Raw genomic sequence first — 17,389 nt, forward strand, 5'->3', positions numbered from 1 at the left:
GGTTACTCGTCGAAACCGTATTTTTTATCTAATTTGTTCATTAATCTTACGTAGACGAAAATTAGTACTACGAATACATAGATCGATCCTTGTTGAGCAAACCAGAAGCCCAGTTTGAATCCTCCAAGTCTAATTTCATTTAATTCTTCTCTAAATAATATCCCGCATCCAAAGGATACGACGAACCATATGACAAGTAGTATAATTAAATACCTAAGGTTCTCTTTCCAATAGGCCGTGGCCTTTTCTTGTTTATCAGACATAATTGTGTTTTTATAAGTAAATCATTGCTTGAAGTGATATAATATTCGAGTCTAATGCACCGAATTCTTGCTTTTTGTATTCTAATGTCAATTTAGAATTGTGGCCGCTCATATAAGCGTTTACGCCAATACCCAGTGTATTTCTGCTATCGTTTACGGCATCATAACTGTGGGTCCCATAACTTAGGTAAGGTTGATACCTGGTCTTGGTTACATCACCTTTAAAAACATAACCTACATGGCCATAAACCATACTTCCGGTTCCATAGGCACTAAACAGGTAATTTTTGCCATAATCATTGGATTGAAAAACAGCATAAGCGGTTAATGCGCTTCCGTCTTCGCCAAGTGGCGTATCATAAAAAGCATCAACAGCAAAAATTGAAACATTTTCACCGTCAAGAGTAGGAGCAGTTTCAGAACCTGTATTGATTACAGCTCCTTTTGGATGTAAAAAGAACCCAGCTCCAATGTTAAATATTTTTTTACCCCCAAGATAAGAACCTACCTTGTATGGTAAAAAGTTAGATTCTTCATCAAGAAAGTGATAATCTAAATAACCTGCATAGGTTTTACCAGCATCTTTAGAACCTAATAAAGCGCGACCATTATAAACGGCATCTCCGCCAGCTTCGGCAACACGACTATCTAAAGTTGTTGTTGCGGCGTCATTTATGGCTAAACGATATTGAAGTCTATCAAATTTACCTTTGACAAACACCCCTAAATGACGGGCAAATTGATCAGAAAGACCAATGGTGGCCCAGGATTGCCTATTGTTGTCTAGCGTCATCATATTTAAAGTACTTTGGTTGTTAAGCCTAGAAATACCATTAAAATAATGTAATCCACCACCAACTGTATGGTTATCTCCTAAGTTGTATTGTGCCCAAACACCGTGAAAAAATAATTGAGAACCATCTCCTTTTCCAGTAGGGCTCAGTGTTGAACTTGTTAAACTGTTTAGACCAAAATGGGTTAAGATTAAAAAGTCCTTATTAATTTGGGCGAACATTAAGATACGAGCTCTTCGTAAATTAAAGTTTAACGGACTATTTTCATTACCATTTCCATCAAAAGTTTCATCTAAACCATAGTTGGCCTGTACCTGTGCCCAAGAAATTATTCGCAGATATTTAGAACCATCTTCGTTAAATTTCATTTTAAGTCCTCCGGTATAGTCAGGAGAACCTTGGGCAATCATCAATTGAAAGGACATTATAAAAAACCCAATCAGCAATAGAGTTTGTTTACTCATAGTTTAAAGAGATTAGTTAGTGATGAATTGGTTTTGTGTGCACCGCTAAACTCTTAAAAACAATTAGTTAATGTTTTATTAATATATTTTTTTGGTAAATTTATATAGTTATTCCTTAAAGCGTTCCCATTTTATGAGCATAAACTTATCTCCTAACTCGGTAACTATAACGCCGGCACCTTTAATATTTTCGGGTTTTTGAAAATAATCTCCAAGTTCCGAAGCATTCAAAATTTTGTAAGTAGGGTGGTAATCAGAATTGTAAGGCCGTTTAATATTATATTTTTTAACCCAGTTCATGATGCTTACATGGGAGACCCCTAAAATGCGTTCAATCTCTCGGTAGGTTAATCCTTCCAGGTATAGTTGGAGTGATTTATTTACATAATAGGCATCAATTTTTTTTCCAATTTTATTTACAGAAAAAAAATAATTGCATTTTTTGCACTTGAATCGCTGTCTATTATTAACAATTCCACTTTTTATATAGCTGTCAGAACCACAGTTAGGACATAGTTCAATTTTCATGTATACCAATTTTGCATAAATATATCAATTTAGCAATAAAATATCTGAATAAGTCATGAAAATTTATTCGACAAAAGGTCAATTATTCCTTCAAGCATCATGTTTTTCGGGTATTTCAAAAAAATGATCATAATACTTTCTTGTAATCGTATAATCGCTTATATATTAATAATTTAATTTAGAAATGTGAATGTTTATAAGCTTATACCTATTTTTCAGCGTAGTTATATCAATTTTAAAGATTATTGTAGCAACAATTTATTTGTACTTTTTGCATAGTATACTTTTTCAAAGAGTTAAGGTTTATTGATTTCTTTATCTACGGATACCTATTTTTACAAAAAAAATAACACAGCCCATGCTTCATTTAAAATTAGCAACAGACCCACGTTGGGTTAATATTGTTGAAAAAAATATAGAAGAAATACTTACAGACCATGCATGGTGCGAACAAAAAGCCGCTACTAACGCAATCACTATAATTACCCTTAATTCTGAGTATCCGGATTTAGTTACCGATTTACTCCTCTTAGCTCAAGAAGAATTAGAACATTTTCAAATGGTACATGACATCATTAAAAAACGAGGTTACACTTTAGGGAGAGAACGTAAGGACAGTTATGTTAACGAGCTTTACAAGTTTATGAATAAAGGAGGAAGTAGGGTTAAATCTATGGTAGATAGACTCTTGTTTTCTGCTATGATCGAAGCTAGGAGTTGTGAGCGCTTCAAATTACTTTCAGCAGAAATTAAAGACCCCGAACTGTCTAAATTCTATCATGATTTAATGATCAGTGAAGCAGGCCATTATACTACTTTCATTGGTTTTGCTCGCAAATACGGTCAAGATGTAGATGTAGACAAACGCTGGCAGGAGCTTGTCGCATTTGAAGCGGAAGTCATTAAAAACTACGGAAAAGATGAAACTATACATGGATGAAACATGGACACTTAGTTTAAAAATTAGTTGTGTCTAACTCTTGGATTAGAAGGTTTTTGATTAATTTTTATTTGTAAGTAATTGAAAAATTGAAAGAGATACTGTTATTGTTTTAGAGCATAAACAGTATCGCATATTTTGTACAATATGATTAGCTTTCAAATCGTTATCTAGTTTCTTTTATTAACAGATAAATTAAACAGATTCGTAATATGTCCCATCTAAACATTTTCAAAAATTTTATCCTTGCTATTTTAGTTTTTGTTTTTGCTATTTCTTGTAGTAAAGACAATGCAGATCAGAACTCAATCGTAGTGGATGAAGAAACTACTACAGAAAATACTATAACCGAAGAAACTGAAGAAGACGAGAATACAGAGGAAGAAGAGGAGGTTGTAGAAGAGGAGGAAGAGATAATAGAAGGTCCTCAAGACGACCCTTATGATGAAAGTGCTTTTATAATTACATGGGAAGCTGCTTATGATCAAGATTATATCTGGATCAGAACAAATCCGGAGGTAAATACTCCTTATAACTTTACAGTAAACTGGGGTGATGGAACCATAGACACCGGATTAAGTGAGAATACTATTCATGAATATGCTAAAGAGGGCGTATATACCGTTCAAATAACCGGTGATTTTCCAGCTATTTATAACGACTCACCATATGCCAATACTAAATTGTTGACTGTGGAAAATTGGGGGGATATTAAATGGGAGAGTATGAACCGTGCATTTCAAAATTGCACGAATATTGTTTTTAATGCTACCGATGTGCCGGATTTATCTAGAGTAACAGATATGTATGCAATGTTCGCCAGTGCTACGTTTTTTAATAGCGAACTTAAGGATTGGGATGTAAGCAATGTTACGAATATGGGCTACATGTTTTACGAAGCAAATAATTTTAATCAAGACATTTCTACATGGGATGTAAGTAATGTAACCAGTATGAAATCCATGTTCTTAAAGGATAAAGCTTTCAATCAAGATATTTCTTCTTGGGATGTAAGTCAGGTAGCAGATATGTATTTTATGTTCTATGGTGCACATATTTTCAATAGTGATTTAAGTGCGTGGAACGTAAGTAACGTAACGGATATGGACAGTATGTTTTTCAACGCTGAAGTTTTTAATCAAGATATATCTGAATGGGATGTAAGTAAAGTGACTAATATGGAGAATATGTTTAACGACGCTTTATTATTTAGTCAAAACTTATCTGGTTGGGCTACGGAAAATGTTACAGAGTGTAATTCATTTTGGTCTGATAGTTCATTGGCAGAGAGTCAACTACCAACGGCAGGAACTTGTTTTGGAGGTTAAATCAAGCCTATTTTATAGAACAATTGGGGCTACAGGAATAATCGATATAATGGATGAGGTCCAATTGAATTTTGCTGTAGCTCATAATCGCAAGAATTTTAAAAGCAAAAGCCTTGTTTGCAAACAATAACCCTTCTCAAGTAGTGTACAAAAATGAGGAAGGTGAAATATAGTAAACAATTAACATGTCCTATATTGGTGATGGTGACTACCCAAAAACAGCAACAGTTTCATCTGTTTCCACAGATGGTGGTGATAACGAAACTTACTTGACAACCTTAGCGTGTGTAGATGAATAAGAATAATAATATTTTAAGTGATAGAAATCAGCCTACGGGCTGCTTTTTTTGTTTCTGGTTCAATTAATATAAAATCTTTTGTTCCTCAGGTTAATAGATGTATAGGATAGGGAAGTTCCGGTGGGTATAGATGAGGTTCTTTACAATAGTTCCATTTGATCAAGAGTTGATTTTTTAGCTTAAGACACAACCCAATAAAATAATAGGAATATTTAGTAACCGCATAATTGGTTTAAAGATTATTTGCCTAATAACTTTAAAAGGGCTTCTTTGGTTAGGCTAGTTTCCCAAGTTAAACGCTCTCCTTTTTCATATTTAAAGTAGCTGTAGGTTTTACTGCTTTTGTCATAACGAATATGTTCACCATCGTAGAAATCATTGTTAAGAATTACACCTGTTGCTAAAAGCTTATTGTCTACATAAGAATACATGGTTACTTCACCATCAACAAAAAGCTCTTCTGGGTTAAGGAAATTTTTGTATGTAAACTGATTAATATGTTTTAAACTAGGATATGCCTTTAATAATATTCCTTCTTTTTTCAAGGTGATAACTAATTTAGAATCAACTAATGAATAATTGATATCATAGCGCGCTTCATGATAATTAATGCCGATTGTAGTTATTTTATTTTTATCATATTCTAGTGTGCCTGCTGACACATTAACATCAGTGTATACTTCAACTTTTGCTTTCGTTTGTTCTTCATTCAAATATGTACCTCTGAACATCACTAAATCTGAATCTCTTTCTGCAACCGTAAATCCGGTATCCGTATAGATAACCGTATTTCGTATTTTTTGATTTAAATCCTCTTTTGTTACTATTGTTTTAACAAGTTTTCCGTTTTGGTATTCGTGAAAATGCAACCTGTCTTCTGTATGCTCCATAAACCTGCCCTGGTACGGTCTACCAGATTTATATTGCATAGAATCTACAACTACTAGGGTTTGGTAATCGTTAAAACCTACGTATTGCGCTCCAAATATTTTCCCATTCTCATAATGGGTGAATGAGGCTAGTATAGGATCGAATTTAAAAAAATCACCATTATATGGTTTGCCATTTTTGTACACGCCTTTGGCAATTTCTCCTTTTGAATCTTTTAAGTGAGGGTATGATTCGGTTAAAATAATTCCCTTATCGTATTCTGCCTGTCTGCCTATAACTTCTTCGAGCCTTGTTTCAGTGATTTCTTTTTCAATCCCTTGTTTTAGACCGTTTTTGTAGGTTGTAAACGTATGGTCATATATAACGGTACCCTTTATAGGTTTCCCTTTTTTATAGATACAAGTGGTCTTCCTGTCTAAGTCCTTTTCATAGAACTCAATTAATCCATGGCGTTGATTTTTCTTATAAATACCACTAATAGTTAAATCTCGATTGTTTTCGTCTTGCTCTAAAAAAACACCTTCTTTAATTCCATTTTTATAGGTGGTAATTTCTTCATTATAAGCTACGTAATGAACACCGTTGTACGGTAGTTCATTTTTAAAGGTTAATGCATAGGTTTTACCTTTTGCAATAATAGATTGTGCGCTAACAATTCCGTTTTCGTAAGTGGTGCTACCAGTAAAAACTAAAGTATCATTTTTATAATCAAAATTGAAATTGTCTATTTTAACAATAAGCCCTTTTTTATAGTGCGTTTTGGTATAGTTGTCACAAACTTGACCCGTGTACGGATTCCCTTTTTTATAAATACATTCGCAAATATCTCCATCTATAAGATTACTTTTGACCTTTCCAGTAAGTAAATCATTTTCATATGCTTGTTGTTCTACAACTTCACCTTCGTAGTTATACTGAGTAAACATTCCATGTTTTTTTCCATCCTTAAATGAAGAAAAAGACAAACTGTAGGGATTATAAAAAGTTCCGTTCCAAGGTTTATGGTCCTTGTAGATTCCCTTTGCCACTTCTTTACCATCTTGCAAGTAAAAGGCGCTTTCCCCGTTTTTATCATTATTTTTAATATGGTCATATGCCTTCACTTGCTTCAAGCTATCCGAATAAAATGAAGTTTGTTTGCCATCTAACCTGCCTTCCTTGTAACTAGAAATTTTATTTTCATAACTATCTACGAATTCACCATCCCAATGTTCTCCATCTTTGTTTATTCCTCTAGTGATTGCTTCTTTTTTTCTTGAATATCCTATTTCCTCACCTTCTAATTTTCCGTTGGCATATGTTTTTAAGTTACTGTAGTTAAAGACAGTTCCGTTATAAGGTTGGTCATCTTTATAATCGACTTTTGAAAACAATTTACCATCGTCAGAAAAAGTAGCATACTCACCATTTAATTTTCCATTTTTAAAATGCATATAGTCTTCTAAACCTAAGGCATCATCTTCTTTATTGATGAAAAATGTGGCTAACATTCCGTTTTTTATATTTCCATTTATATATTGATTTTCCCCTATTTTATTTCCTTTTTTATCAAAATATAATGCTATATCAATACTGTCATTCTGTTGTAATTTCTGTTGCGCTAGTTGATCGGAGTCTTCATAAAATATTTGCTGACCAATACGCTTACCTTCTTTGTAAATGGGTATGTAACCATTAAAACAGCATGGGTGAATAAAAGTACCTTCCCAACCTTCATCATTTCTATATTCGCCCTTGGCTCTTAAAAATCCGTTTTGGGAGTAGACCAATGATTCTCCGTTAAGTTTACCATTAGTGTAATGCCTACTTTCTAAAAGCTGACCATTTTCATGGTACCATTGTATTTTTCCTTGATTAATTTCATCTTCAAGGTTTGACCAATAGCCATCCATCTGAATGTTTCCGCTTATGAAATAGTCTTTTACATGATACAGATCACCCTCTTTTTCTAGTGGTAACGGTCTAAAAAACGATGCATTAGCTTTTTCGGTTCTATGCCAATCAGCGTCAAAATAGAGCGTGTCTTGTTGTGCCGTTATTTGGATAGTAAAAACTAAAAAGAGTAGGGGGAGTATGCTTTTCATTATAGTTAATGTTTGGTTTTAATTAGTTGTACTAATTGCTGTTTGGTTATATTTTTTTGATCTTCAACCAATTTACCTTTCTTATACAAGTTAAAGTTATAGCTGCCATTTTTGTTTATATTAGTTGTAACACCGTTGTGCTCTCTGCCTTCTTTATACATACATGTGGCAATAGGAGTTTCTTCACCATCTAAATAAAAACTTGCCGGACCATCACCAAAATAAAATAGTCGAAGCCAGTCTTGAACATCACTAGGTTTTATAATATGCGCAGGTTTAAGTGTACTTTCAAACTTAATCAGCATATTTTCTAAGTCAAAAACTAGATTTATTTTATTCAAAGAAATACTTTCTATGGTAACGTTTGTGCCATATTCCTTAAATGAAAATGAAGCATCAGAAATTCCTTTTTTTGAAAATGAAAATCTTCCCAATTCATTTCCATAGCCGGTAATAATTGCGGTTCCTGCACTAGAATCGGTATTTATATAAGTTACTTCACTAGAATAATTGGTCGTGTTATTAGAAGATTGTTCATTAGTAGTTTTATAGCCTTCATTGGTATACCTAACTATTGCATCTGGTTTTTTACTAAGACCCCATGTAAAAATATTGGTCTGTATTAAACTTCCATTTTCATAAAGGTGTTCTAGGGTATCGCTATGGTATATTTCAATTAGATTGCCTTGAAATGGTTTTCCGTTTTTATAGCTTACACTATCTAAAACTACCTGCATATTAGAACCCATGGTAGTATAGTATTCCATGCCCGATTTTTTACCGTTTTCATAATGACTTACAGATTGATAGCTACTTTTCGTTTCTGTATCAGGTAGGTTAATAGCTAGGGTCGTTAAAAAATCTCCTGAAAAAGGCATGTTGTTTTTATAGGTACCTACAAGACTGTTTTTGTCTTTGAAAGGGAGAAAAATAATTTGGCTTAGGATTTTTCCATTTTTATATTGAATCACTTTTTCTATTGAATTCTCTTTGAAATTAACCACAGTTTCTTCTCCATTTTTCTTGCCTTTTTTATAGCTAGTAAGTGTGTACTTCTCAGGGAAATAGTTTTTGTCGATTTTTTCTAGAGATGCAAAACTACCTTCAAACGGAATGCCGTTTTTATAGCTGCCCTCAGCAATTAAATCTTCATTGTAATAGAATTTTCCTTGCTGAAGTTTACTGTCTTTATATTCGTAGTTAGCTTTAAATTTCTGAGAGATGTATTCCTCTTTTAATTGTTCGCCTTCGTTGTAGGTGTTGCGGGTATAATTAGTGCCGCCAGAATACTCATAAAATACTCCGGTAAAAGGTTTGTTGTTATTGTACAGTCCTTCTGCTATTAATGTACTTTCTTCAAAGTATTTAATTTGACCATGTAGCTTACCATCTACATAGTTTCTACTAATACTATCAAAAGGTGAATTATAAGCACCGTAAGCTTGCATAGGCATTTCTAGACCATGTTTTAGTCCATTTTTATAAGATATAATGGTGTCTTTGTAAATTGCGGTGCCATCAATTGGTTTTCCATTTTGGTACATACAAAATGTACTTGTCTTACTTTGTAAATTTTCAAATTCTATTTTTCCTTCGTAAACGCCTTGGTTATAATTACCAGTTGCTATATAGCCCTTATATTTCTTACTAATTCGAAAAGGACCTTCTTTTGTGCCATTTTTAAAAGTGGTTAAACTACCCGATATACGATCATAATCTTGACCAGAATATGCCTTGCCATTTTTATAAAGTAGCTCGTATGTTTCTCCGTTTAGGTTAACGAGTTTTTTAGTTTTCTCTTTATCCTGAAACAACTGAATTTCTATTTTTTCATCTTCATTTTCAGAATTGTAGGAGGTTAGCTTTACCAATAGACCATCTACATACTCATAAACGTCATAACCTTTGCATTCTTCACCGTTGAAAGGTTTTTGATTTCTATACTCACATTCACATGTTTTGGTTTTAAAAAGCCCCGTACTTACAACCCTGCCTGAAACCTTACCATTAACATATTCACGTATGGAAATTATTTTTCCTTGTTCATTGAAGGTGGTGAGCGGACCATGAAAAACGCCTTCTTTATATGAGGCGATTTTGCGCGTATATTCATTGTAAAATGAACCGTTATATGACATCCCCGCCTTATTTATACCTCTAGCTTTTTCTTTACCGTCTTCGTAATAGGAAATTTCTTCGCCTTCTTTTAAACCATTGCTAATAGCATACTTCTGCTTTTTTTGACTAAAATTTAAATCATAGTATGCTGTGGTGAAACCGTCATTTTTTCCGTCTGTGTACGTGGTTTTTTCTGTTTGTGTATTGGCAAATTCTCCACTAAATCGTTTACCGTTTTTATTAATTCCTCTAGTGGCTATTTTGCCATTTTCAGCATAACTTATTTCTTCGCCATTTAATATTCCATTGGCGTAGGTTTGTAATAATCGGTAAACGATAAAACTACCTGAATAAGGCTTGTTGTTCTTGTAGACGCCTCTAGAGCTTACCTGACCTCCTTTTTTATAAATGGTATTTGTTCCATCTAATAGACCATTATTATAAACTGATTCAATAGACTTTGTGCCGTCTTCAAAATACCAGGTTATTTTGCCATGCAAGGTCTCTTTTTCCAAATTAGACCAGTAGCCCTGCATTTGCAGATTACCGTTTATATAATAGTCTTTTACATTATATAAATCGCCCTTTTTTTCTAACGGTACAAGGCGAAAAAAGGCAGCATTGCTTTTGTCTGTTTTATTCCATTTCAAATTGAAGTAGAGCGTATCCTTTTGCGCTATAAGGTTGGTAATGCTACAAAAGACAAGTAATAGTAAGAATTGATTTTTAATGTTCATTTGTTACTTCGGTTTTCTTGGTTATTCTGATACTACTACCGTTGCCACTATAAAGATTGTTGTGGTCTTGCGCCTCGAATTTGTATTCGTATTCTTTTACCTCTTCGTAACTTAAAATTTGAAACGAATTATAGTCGGCTTCTTTAATTTTTTCCCTTTTAAAGAATATAGATGTTCCATCTTTAGAAAAATCATTTTTTAAAATGCTAAATGAATTAACATCGGCGTCATCGATTGATTTCCCCTTATAGAATACCTGTTTTTTATCTTTAGCATACTCGCTGTAATCATCACCTAAAACCGAAAAAGAATTTTTGTCAATACCATGTAAAATGCTGTTAGGGTCAGAAGGATTGTAATATACTTGATTATCGTCTACAGCATATTTGTCGTTTAAAAACCTAAAGCTTGGACCATGACTGTTTGGAATAATATTATTGTCATAATACACACCATATTTATCAGCCGTAACGTATCTTTTTATAACCTTAAAGGTAGCTGGGTCTCGTTTAATCAGTTTTTTAGTTTCGTTAAAAACACTCAATTTATCTATGCCGTAATATTTCGTTAATTGCTGAAAGGTTTTTGCATCTGCCCCTTCTACAACTTCAATGGAAGTATGCGTTTTTGTGTAGTATTCCTGTCCAAGTCTATAAACGGAATGGTATAGTACTTCATCTCCGCTTATCTCGTAATAGGTTTCGTCAGCATCTGAGCAAGAAACTAATAATAACACCATTAAAATAAGTTTATATGGTTTCATTAAAATTCTCTTTTTAACCATTTTTCTTTTTCTTTAGACCAAATTCCTAAGCTACCATCATCATGCGTACCACCACCAGATCTATAATAATTGTTTTTGTCTTCGCCATCATAGCCAGAATTGCCTTCAATCATTTTAAAGGATTCATAATCAACTTCTTTAACTGGTAGACCTCGATAGAAAATAGATTTGTTGTCTTTTGCTAAGTCATACTTTAAAAGTTGAAAAGAATTTACATCTGTATCTTTCATAATAGCATAATGATGATATACATGATTTTTATCTTTTGAATATCCATTCAAATTATCAAGTATTTTAAATGAATAGGGGTCGGCTCTTTCAATAATATGCTCATTACAATACACCTGATTTTTATCTTTTGCATAAGAAACAAAACTAGAAGTAATGATTTCAAATGTTTCTTTATCAGCCTCTTTTAAAACGGTATAAAAATTAGTGGGAATATAATATACTTGATTATTATCTACAGCATACCCACCATCAAGTAATTTAAAACTTAAACCATCACTATTTGGTATTAGTTTATTTTGAAGATAAACCCCCAATTTATCTATCGTTATAAATTCACTAATAACCTTAAAAGTATGTGGGTCCCTCAGATTCATTTAATTAATCAATTACGTTTATAAGCTTTAGATAAAATGATTCTGTATGAAAAATTTCTAGAATTTCATCCTTGGATGTACCTCTTCCTATTGATTTAATCCTTTTTTTTTAAAACTCAATATTGGACTTATCTAGCTCAATATAATCTGGATTCGTTCTATTTTGGTTTTCAATATAATTAGCTTGATAATTAAGTATCGTTTCTATCTGAAAGAGAGAAAGTTTCACTTTTAACTCATCAGAAAGGTTAATGTAAATAGTTTTTGCAGCTTGTGCGGAATCATAAAGAGCAGCTAAATATATTTCGTCTTCTGGTATGTTAATAGCATATGTTTCACCACTAACTTCGATATCTTCTATTCTAAAATTCATTTTCTTTTAATTCAGCCGGTTTACGTTTCCCATTCTGCTCAAAGTATTTCCAAACACCTGTTTTTTTCTGTTTTAATGAATAAAGAGTAGAAACTTTTTTAGGACTATTTTACTTTATGTTGAATTGCTGTTTTATACAAATTATCTCTATCTAAAATAAGCACTTCATCTGCTGTAGCTTGAATGCCGAATGATTCTCCTGTAAATAGAACATCTTCATTATCGGAAGTCAAGAAGGGTCTACAATTGGTGCCATCAATATTTAGCTGGTATACAAAGGTGTCTCTGTAATAATCAGAAGATATACTTGTGGTAATTAAGGCAGATTCTTTAGTAAAAATAATATCAGAAATATTCGCTTTGTACCCATCTCCATCTTTTGGCATATCAATTTTACGCCAATCATTACCGCTATTATCGGTGTAGAATAAGTCTCCATTTAAACCACCTATTAACCCAATGTTTTGGTTTAAGAAAGCAATAGAATTGAGGTTTACAAAATCTTCACCGTCCGTCTCAAATAGTAGTTGCCAATTCATACCACCGTCAGTACTTTTGTAACTTCTGCCTGAAAAAGTCACTACAATAATTTCTTTTTCTGAAAGGGCAACAAAGTCTGAAATTCCTTCAGTTTCTTTTCCTAAGCCCATATGTTCAATAGTAGCCCAGGTTTTGCCAGCATCTACGGTTTTAAGAATAACTGAAATGCTATTCTCTTCTCCACTTATATACCCAGAGCCTACTATAAAACCAATTTTGTCATTAACAAAACGTGTTTTGTAGTATTTGGGAGAAATACGTCCTCTTTTTTCAAATAGTTCTTTGGTATTAAATACACTCCAGTTTTTTCCAAAATCTGGAGTAGTGAAAATGTATTCACTATCACCAATTACAAATATGTTATCACCGGAAAATGCTACTGAATAAAACGGATTGCCAAATCTAGAAAATCGATTTTCTAGCCAGGTTTTACCACCATCTTTTGTGATTCTGGTTATTAAACCAGCACCGCCAACAATAATCCCAACATTTTTGTTTTTGAACGCTAAGCCATTATACATATGAAACCCTGTTTTTTCTATATGATGTAAAACAGAAACTTCTTGATTGGTAGTAGCATTTAAAAAGTTTGTTCCTTTTTGGGTAATGGTGTTTTTGGTTATAAACTCATTATCTAAAACTTGTTCTACCTTATTAAAGCCGGTAAGTGGCTTTTCTTCTTGGTTGTTTTGCCCTTTGCAGGAGTTTAGAACAACTATAAAAAGTAATATTAAGGATTGTAATATTTTCATTTAAAATTGTTTAATACATATCTAAGCCATCAAAGTAAATTTCTGTTATAGCGGTGTCGTCATATTTATCGCCTTTATACACACTCATAATCTCAAACCTGATGGTATCTCCGGTTGTTATTTCTTTATTATATGATTTAAATATCTCACCATTCGCATCTTTATAGCTATACCAACTTGTTCCATCTTTATTTAAACCTCTGTATGTTATTTCATAACCAATGGTCGGTATTTTAAAAGTCTGTTCTGCATACACATCTTTCAGATTTAAAATGGCAAATTCTTTATTATTGACACATACTTTTAATTGCTTTACACGGGAGTTATTTTGCCAAGTAGTTTTGTCTTTTACATAACCGTTAGCAATCTTAATGGCTGTAATACGCGGATGTTGCGCAGGAAAGTTAAACTCAACATATTGACCAATTCCATCTCCTTTGACACCTTCTACCCAAGCAGTGGCATAGCTTAAATCACTTATACTAGTTTGATTGTAAATGTTGTCTTTCAGTGTACTTAGAGCAGAAGAAACGCTACAAAATGGCATATGTTTATCAAGCTTTTGAATGTTGTAGCTTTCATCTGTCCAATCATTACCGGATACTATACTAAAAGGATCTTTTTTTGCTTGACTAAAGCCTATTTCGTCACATTTGTCTCTAAAAGCATTCCATTGGTTCCGGGTATAAGTTTCTTTTGGAAATAAGTGTTGGTCCAAAGAATCGCATATAGACCAATAGCTCTGCTTTTCAACAAAATTATAGGGTGCTCCTATTGTGGAATCAAGACTTGGGGGGACTTGACTTTTTGCAGAATAGCTAGTTAAAAAAAATAATAAGACAAAAAGTAAATGTTGTAGAAGCATCTTGCTTTATCTCTCGTTAGGCTGTCAAGTATAAACACTTAATAGCTTTCAAGTATAAACACTTAATAGCTTTTATATGGAACGGTAATAAAAGCCATTAGGTATAAAACTGCTTGGCAATGGTGTTTTATTTAGCATTAAGCTATATAGATACTTAAAAAAAGTAGTTATATGGGTTGATTTGAATGATTAGGTTTACAGTAAACATCTATAACACACAATTGTTTCTTTTAGTTGTATTTATAAAAAAAGTATGCTCCTTAATCGTGTCATAAGATAAAATGCGTATTGGTCTCCTGCCGAAAATACCATTTAATACCAATGTTAACATTGGTCAAAGCAAGTTTCAAAATCAAAAAATCAATTTAAAAAATAACTGATCACCATCATAAAAATTACTGTTGTTGATGTGGCTAAAGTTATCACTACTAATATTATAACCAGTGAACTCGGTAAATTTGGTTACATTGTTCTGCAGAAAAACACAACCAACCAACAGCAAAATATGGGAAGAATTAAAAGTATAATAAAAAACCTTGGACCAGGTCTTTTATTTGCGAGTATGGCTATAGGCACATCGCATTTAGTGCTTTCAACAAAGGCAGGTGCCCAATATGGGTGGTTTATGATCATACCTATAATTTTGGCTAACCTTTTAAAATATCCGTTTTTTGAATTTGGTATTCGATACACCAACGTTACGGGCAAAAGTATTATAGAGGGGTATAATGATAGGGGCAGAGGGTATTTATGGCTCTATGCCTTTATTACTTTGGCAACTAGTTTGGCAAGTCCCGCTGCACTTTGTTCTATTACTGCCGGACTCTTTATAAATCTCTTTGGAATAACCACTGTTAGTATTACAACTGTAGCTGTTGGTCTGTTTACTTTTAATAGTATTATCCTGATAATTGGCAAATACAAATTGTTGGAAACCACATTAAAATTTTTAATTCCCATTTTATTTGTCGCCCTATTAAGTACAACGGTGTTGGTTATTAATGCTGGTCCAGTAACTCCAATAGTTGATTTTAAAGCTCCCGAATTATTTGATGAATTTGGAATCTTGTTTCTTATTACGTTAATCGGTTGGATGCCTACAGCTGTGGAAGGTAGCAGCTGGTTAAGTCTTTGGAGTGCAGAAAAATATAGAATAGATAAAAATAAGCCACCTTTAAAGGAAGCCCTTCAAGAATTCAATACGGGATATGTATTGACTGCCGTGCTTGCTATTTTCTTTTTGACTATTGGTTGTATGACGTTGTATGGCTCTGGAACGGAATTAAGTGGAAACGCCGTAACATTTGCTGACCAGGTCATAAGTTTGTTTACAACGCATATTGGCGATTGGGCATACGTTTTGATTACTGTATCTGCATTTGCCACAATGTATAGTACTTGCCTAACACAACATGATGCTATAGCTAGGGTTAGCGTAGATGTAATTGGATTGATAGTTGGTGAGCATAATAAGTTTACAGAAAAAAAATACTATGCGGCAGGTATAATTATCATATCTGTTACCAGCATTATTGTATTGGTGGCATTGGGAGCAAATATGGGTGTAATTCTTGCCACAGCTACTGTTATTTCTTTTGTTTTAGCGCCGTTGGTGGGCTATATGAACCTAAAGAATGTAATGAGTACGGATTTCCCTCAGAAATATCAACCTAAAAAAGGTTTACAGTTGTTGACTTATACCGGAATCTTATTCCTTTCACTACTTTCCCTTTACTATTGTTGGACGCTCATTTTTTAAAAACAAAAGTTGTCAATAAATCAAACAGACATTTTTTGGATTGATAATACTATTCATTTCTAAATTCACCGGTCATGAGAAATTATAAAGCTTTTCTAGTCACACTTCTGATTTTATCTTTTTTGTTGATTTCATGCAACGAAAAACAAGAATTATTTAAAGAGGGCTCTAGTGATTGGTATTCCTATGGAGAAGCCAAATGGTATTTCTCTAATAAAGAGTTGATAAGTACAATTAAAAATAGGGAAGGCTATTTATTAACTAAACAAGTATATGAAGATTTTGTGTTAGAAATAGAATTTAAGCCTGATAGCACCATAAATACAGGCGTTTTTATTCGATGTAAGAATAATGATTTAAATCCTACCAATTGTTACGAAGTAAATATTTGGGATTTACATCCGGATAAAGGCAATAGCACAGGGTCTATCGTAACCCGTGTAGCACCATTAGAATTTGTTGAAACTATTAACAAATGGAACACATTAAAAGTAAGGGCTAAGAAGAACAAAATACAGGTCTGGATAAACAACCGGTTAACTGTAGATATGGTAGACGATAATCTTCCAGAAGGTCATATCGGACTTCAGTCTAAAGGAACAGGGGAAATTAGGTTTCGAAATTCTACAATTAAAATCTTAAAGTAGGACGAATTTTGGTGGGCTAATTAGTTTATTTTGAAATGGAATATTGCATAATTGTTCTGTAGCTCTCCAATAGGTCTTTACATCATAATTGTCATCACAGCAAAGCAACCCACAGGTTAGGAACAGAAAATGGCTATGGTATCAGAAGGATTGCCGTGGTCGTGTCTTCCTTAAAATGGTGTCTTTCAATGCCATTTAGCACACCTCTTTCCATCTATGATTTTTCTCTACTACCTTCATTTATCCTGCTATTGTCTCTACTATTTCTTTATAACACGATAAACGTTGTAAATCGTTCTAATAGGAAATACGTAAGGCCCAACGCTGCCGCCGATGAAAAAAAGGTAAAAGTTAGTGCACATGACCCCAACTTATTGCTATGATGATGTCTTATTCTATTTTAAAATTAGTACCGGTTTCATTTGGAGTAAGAAAAAGTTTACATCGGTTAGGGTATCGCAATGCTACAAGGGAAAAAACAGGAAAATATTTATAAAATGTACGTTTGAATTACATTTTATTAAACCTTTTCATAAAGTGAAATAATTTATTGATTAGTACCCTTTTAGACAATATTTATTCCTATTTTTATCTGCTACGGAGGTAACTTCTCAAATT

The 17,389-nt window shown here is 33.1% G+C and carries 14 protein-coding genes; 4 read left to right on the forward strand and 10 right to left on the reverse strand.

Translation table 11 applies throughout. From position 1 onward, the window contains the following. Positions 1 to 2 precede the first annotated feature (2 nt). From IWB64_RS14225 to IWB64_RS14235, 3 genes are all read right to left on the reverse strand, one after another. The gene (locus tag IWB64_RS14225) at positions 3 to 263 is read right to left on the reverse strand and encodes a DUF4212 domain-containing protein (protein WP_194534625.1); all 261 of its coding nucleotides are present in this window, start codon (positions 261 to 263) and stop codon (positions 3 to 5) included. A 10-nt stretch (positions 264 to 273) separates the two neighbouring features. Continuing rightward, positions 274 to 1,521, reverse strand: a complete 1,248-nt coding sequence (locus tag IWB64_RS14230; RefSeq protein ID WP_194534626.1) for a hypothetical protein — start codon at positions 1,519 to 1,521, stop codon at positions 274 to 276. A gap of 108 nt (positions 1,522 to 1,629) precedes the next feature. Further along, positions 1,630 to 2,049: a transposase-like zinc-binding domain-containing protein gene (locus IWB64_RS14235; protein ID WP_194534627.1), complete on the reverse strand. Its 420-nt coding sequence runs from the start codon at positions 2,047 to 2,049 to the stop codon at positions 1,630 to 1,632. 358 nt (positions 2,050 to 2,407) lie between these two features. On the opposite strand from IWB64_RS14235, the gene miaE reads away from it, so the two are divergent. Both miaE and IWB64_RS14245 read left to right on the forward strand, forming a co-directional pair. Next, positions 2,408 to 2,989: a tRNA-(ms[2]io[6]A)-hydroxylase gene (gene miaE, locus IWB64_RS14240; RefSeq protein ID WP_194534628.1), complete on the forward strand. Its 582-nt coding sequence runs from the start codon at positions 2,408 to 2,410 to the stop codon at positions 2,987 to 2,989. A gap of 212 nt (positions 2,990 to 3,201) precedes the next feature. Continuing rightward, positions 3,202 to 4,317 carry a BspA family leucine-rich repeat surface protein gene (locus tag IWB64_RS14245; protein WP_194534629.1) on the forward strand — a complete coding sequence of 372 codons (1,116 nt, stop codon included), beginning with the start codon at positions 3,202 to 3,204 and terminating at the stop codon, positions 4,315 to 4,317. Positions 4,318 to 4,855: 538 nt separating this feature from the next. On the opposite strand, the gene IWB64_RS14250 is transcribed toward IWB64_RS14245, so the two are convergent. The 7 genes from IWB64_RS14250 to IWB64_RS14280 form a co-directional block, all read right to left on the reverse strand. Beyond that, on the reverse strand, positions 4,856 to 7,591 hold the full coding sequence (locus IWB64_RS14250; protein ID WP_194534630.1) for a toxin-antitoxin system YwqK family antitoxin: 2,736 nt from the start codon (positions 7,589 to 7,591) through the stop codon (positions 4,856 to 4,858). A 5-nt stretch (positions 7,592 to 7,596) separates the two neighbouring features. After that, positions 7,597 to 10,446 (reverse strand): toxin-antitoxin system YwqK family antitoxin, encoded by a 2,850-nt coding sequence (locus IWB64_RS14255; RefSeq protein WP_194534631.1) that lies wholly within the window; start codon positions 10,444 to 10,446, stop codon positions 7,597 to 7,599. Then, entirely contained in the window at positions 10,436 to 11,209 is a 774-nt protein-coding gene (locus tag IWB64_RS14260) for a DKNYY domain-containing protein (RefSeq protein ID WP_194534632.1), read from the reverse strand. Before IWB64_RS14260 ends, IWB64_RS14255 begins: the two co-directional genes overlap by 11 nt. Beyond that, on the reverse strand, positions 11,209 to 11,835 hold the full coding sequence (locus tag IWB64_RS14265) for a DKNYY domain-containing protein (protein WP_194534633.1): 627 nt from the start codon (positions 11,833 to 11,835) through the stop codon (positions 11,209 to 11,211). The genes IWB64_RS14260 and IWB64_RS14265 overlap by 1 nt, the downstream gene beginning before the upstream one ends. Positions 11,836 to 11,944: 109 nt before the next feature. Next, positions 11,945 to 12,208: a hypothetical protein gene (locus tag IWB64_RS14270; protein WP_194534634.1), complete on the reverse strand. Its 264-nt coding sequence runs from the start codon at positions 12,206 to 12,208 to the stop codon at positions 11,945 to 11,947. Positions 12,209 to 12,312: 104 nt separating this feature from the next. Further along, positions 12,313 to 13,500 (reverse strand): WD40/YVTN/BNR-like repeat-containing protein, encoded by a 1,188-nt coding sequence (locus tag IWB64_RS14275; protein ID WP_194534635.1) that lies wholly within the window; start codon positions 13,498 to 13,500, stop codon positions 12,313 to 12,315. A gap of 10 nt (positions 13,501 to 13,510) precedes the next feature. Further along, positions 13,511 to 14,218 (reverse strand): NADase-type glycan-binding domain-containing protein, encoded by a 708-nt coding sequence (locus IWB64_RS14280; protein WP_194534636.1) that lies wholly within the window; start codon positions 14,216 to 14,218, stop codon positions 13,511 to 13,513. A gap of 652 nt (positions 14,219 to 14,870) precedes the next feature. Between IWB64_RS14280 and IWB64_RS14285 the strand changes: the two genes are divergently transcribed. Beyond that, entirely contained in the window at positions 14,871 to 16,124 is a 1,254-nt protein-coding gene (locus IWB64_RS14285) for an NRAMP family divalent metal transporter (RefSeq protein WP_194534637.1), read from the forward strand. A gap of 74 nt (positions 16,125 to 16,198) precedes the next feature. Next, a complete protein-coding gene (locus IWB64_RS14290) occupies positions 16,199 to 16,771 on the forward strand; it encodes a 3-keto-disaccharide hydrolase (RefSeq protein WP_194534638.1) in 573 nt (190 codons plus the stop codon). Positions 16,772 to 17,389 lie beyond the last annotated feature (618 nt).

This window comes from Zobellia nedashkovskayae (assembly GCF_015330125.1).
Lineage (GTDB): Bacteria > Bacteroidota > Bacteroidia > Flavobacteriales > Flavobacteriaceae > Zobellia > Zobellia nedashkovskayae.

Bases quoted from the DNA above. Each gene is read 5' to 3' on its own strand.
- IWB64_RS14225 (WP_194534625.1), bottom strand. From the start codon at position 263: ATGTCTGATAAACAAGAAAAGGCCACGGCCTATTGGAAAGAGAACCTT.
- IWB64_RS14230 (WP_194534626.1), bottom strand. From the start codon at position 1,521: ATGAGTAAACAAACTCTATTGCTGATTGGGTTTTTTATAATGTCCTTT.
- IWB64_RS14235 (WP_194534627.1), bottom strand. From the start codon at position 2,049: ATGAAAATTGAACTATGTCCTAACTGTGGTTCTGACAGCTATATAAAA.
- miaE (WP_194534628.1), top strand. From the start codon at position 2,408: ATGCTTCATTTAAAATTAGCAACAGACCCACGTTGGGTTAATATTGTT.
- IWB64_RS14245 (WP_194534629.1), top strand. From the start codon at position 3,202: ATGTCCCATCTAAACATTTTCAAAAATTTTATCCTTGCTATTTTAGTT.
- IWB64_RS14250 (WP_194534630.1), bottom strand. From the start codon at position 7,591: ATGAAAAGCATACTCCCCCTACTCTTTTTAGTTTTTACTATCCAAATA.
- IWB64_RS14255 (WP_194534631.1), bottom strand. From the start codon at position 10,446: ATGAACATTAAAAATCAATTCTTACTATTACTTGTCTTTTGTAGCATT.
- IWB64_RS14260 (WP_194534632.1), bottom strand. From the start codon at position 11,209: ATGAAACCATATAAACTTATTTTAATGGTGTTATTATTAGTTTCTTGC.
- IWB64_RS14265 (WP_194534633.1), bottom strand. From the start codon at position 11,835: ATGAATCTGAGGGACCCACATACTTTTAAGGTTATTAGTGAATTTATA.
- IWB64_RS14270 (WP_194534634.1), bottom strand. From the start codon at position 12,208: ATGAATTTTAGAATAGAAGATATCGAAGTTAGTGGTGAAACATATGCT.
- IWB64_RS14275 (WP_194534635.1), bottom strand. From the start codon at position 13,500: ATGAAAATATTACAATCCTTAATATTACTTTTTATAGTTGTTCTAAAC.
- IWB64_RS14285 (WP_194534637.1), top strand. From the start codon at position 14,871: ATGGGAAGAATTAAAAGTATAATAAAAAACCTTGGACCAGGTCTTTTA.
- IWB64_RS14290 (WP_194534638.1), top strand. From the start codon at position 16,199: ATGAGAAATTATAAAGCTTTTCTAGTCACACTTCTGATTTTATCTTTT.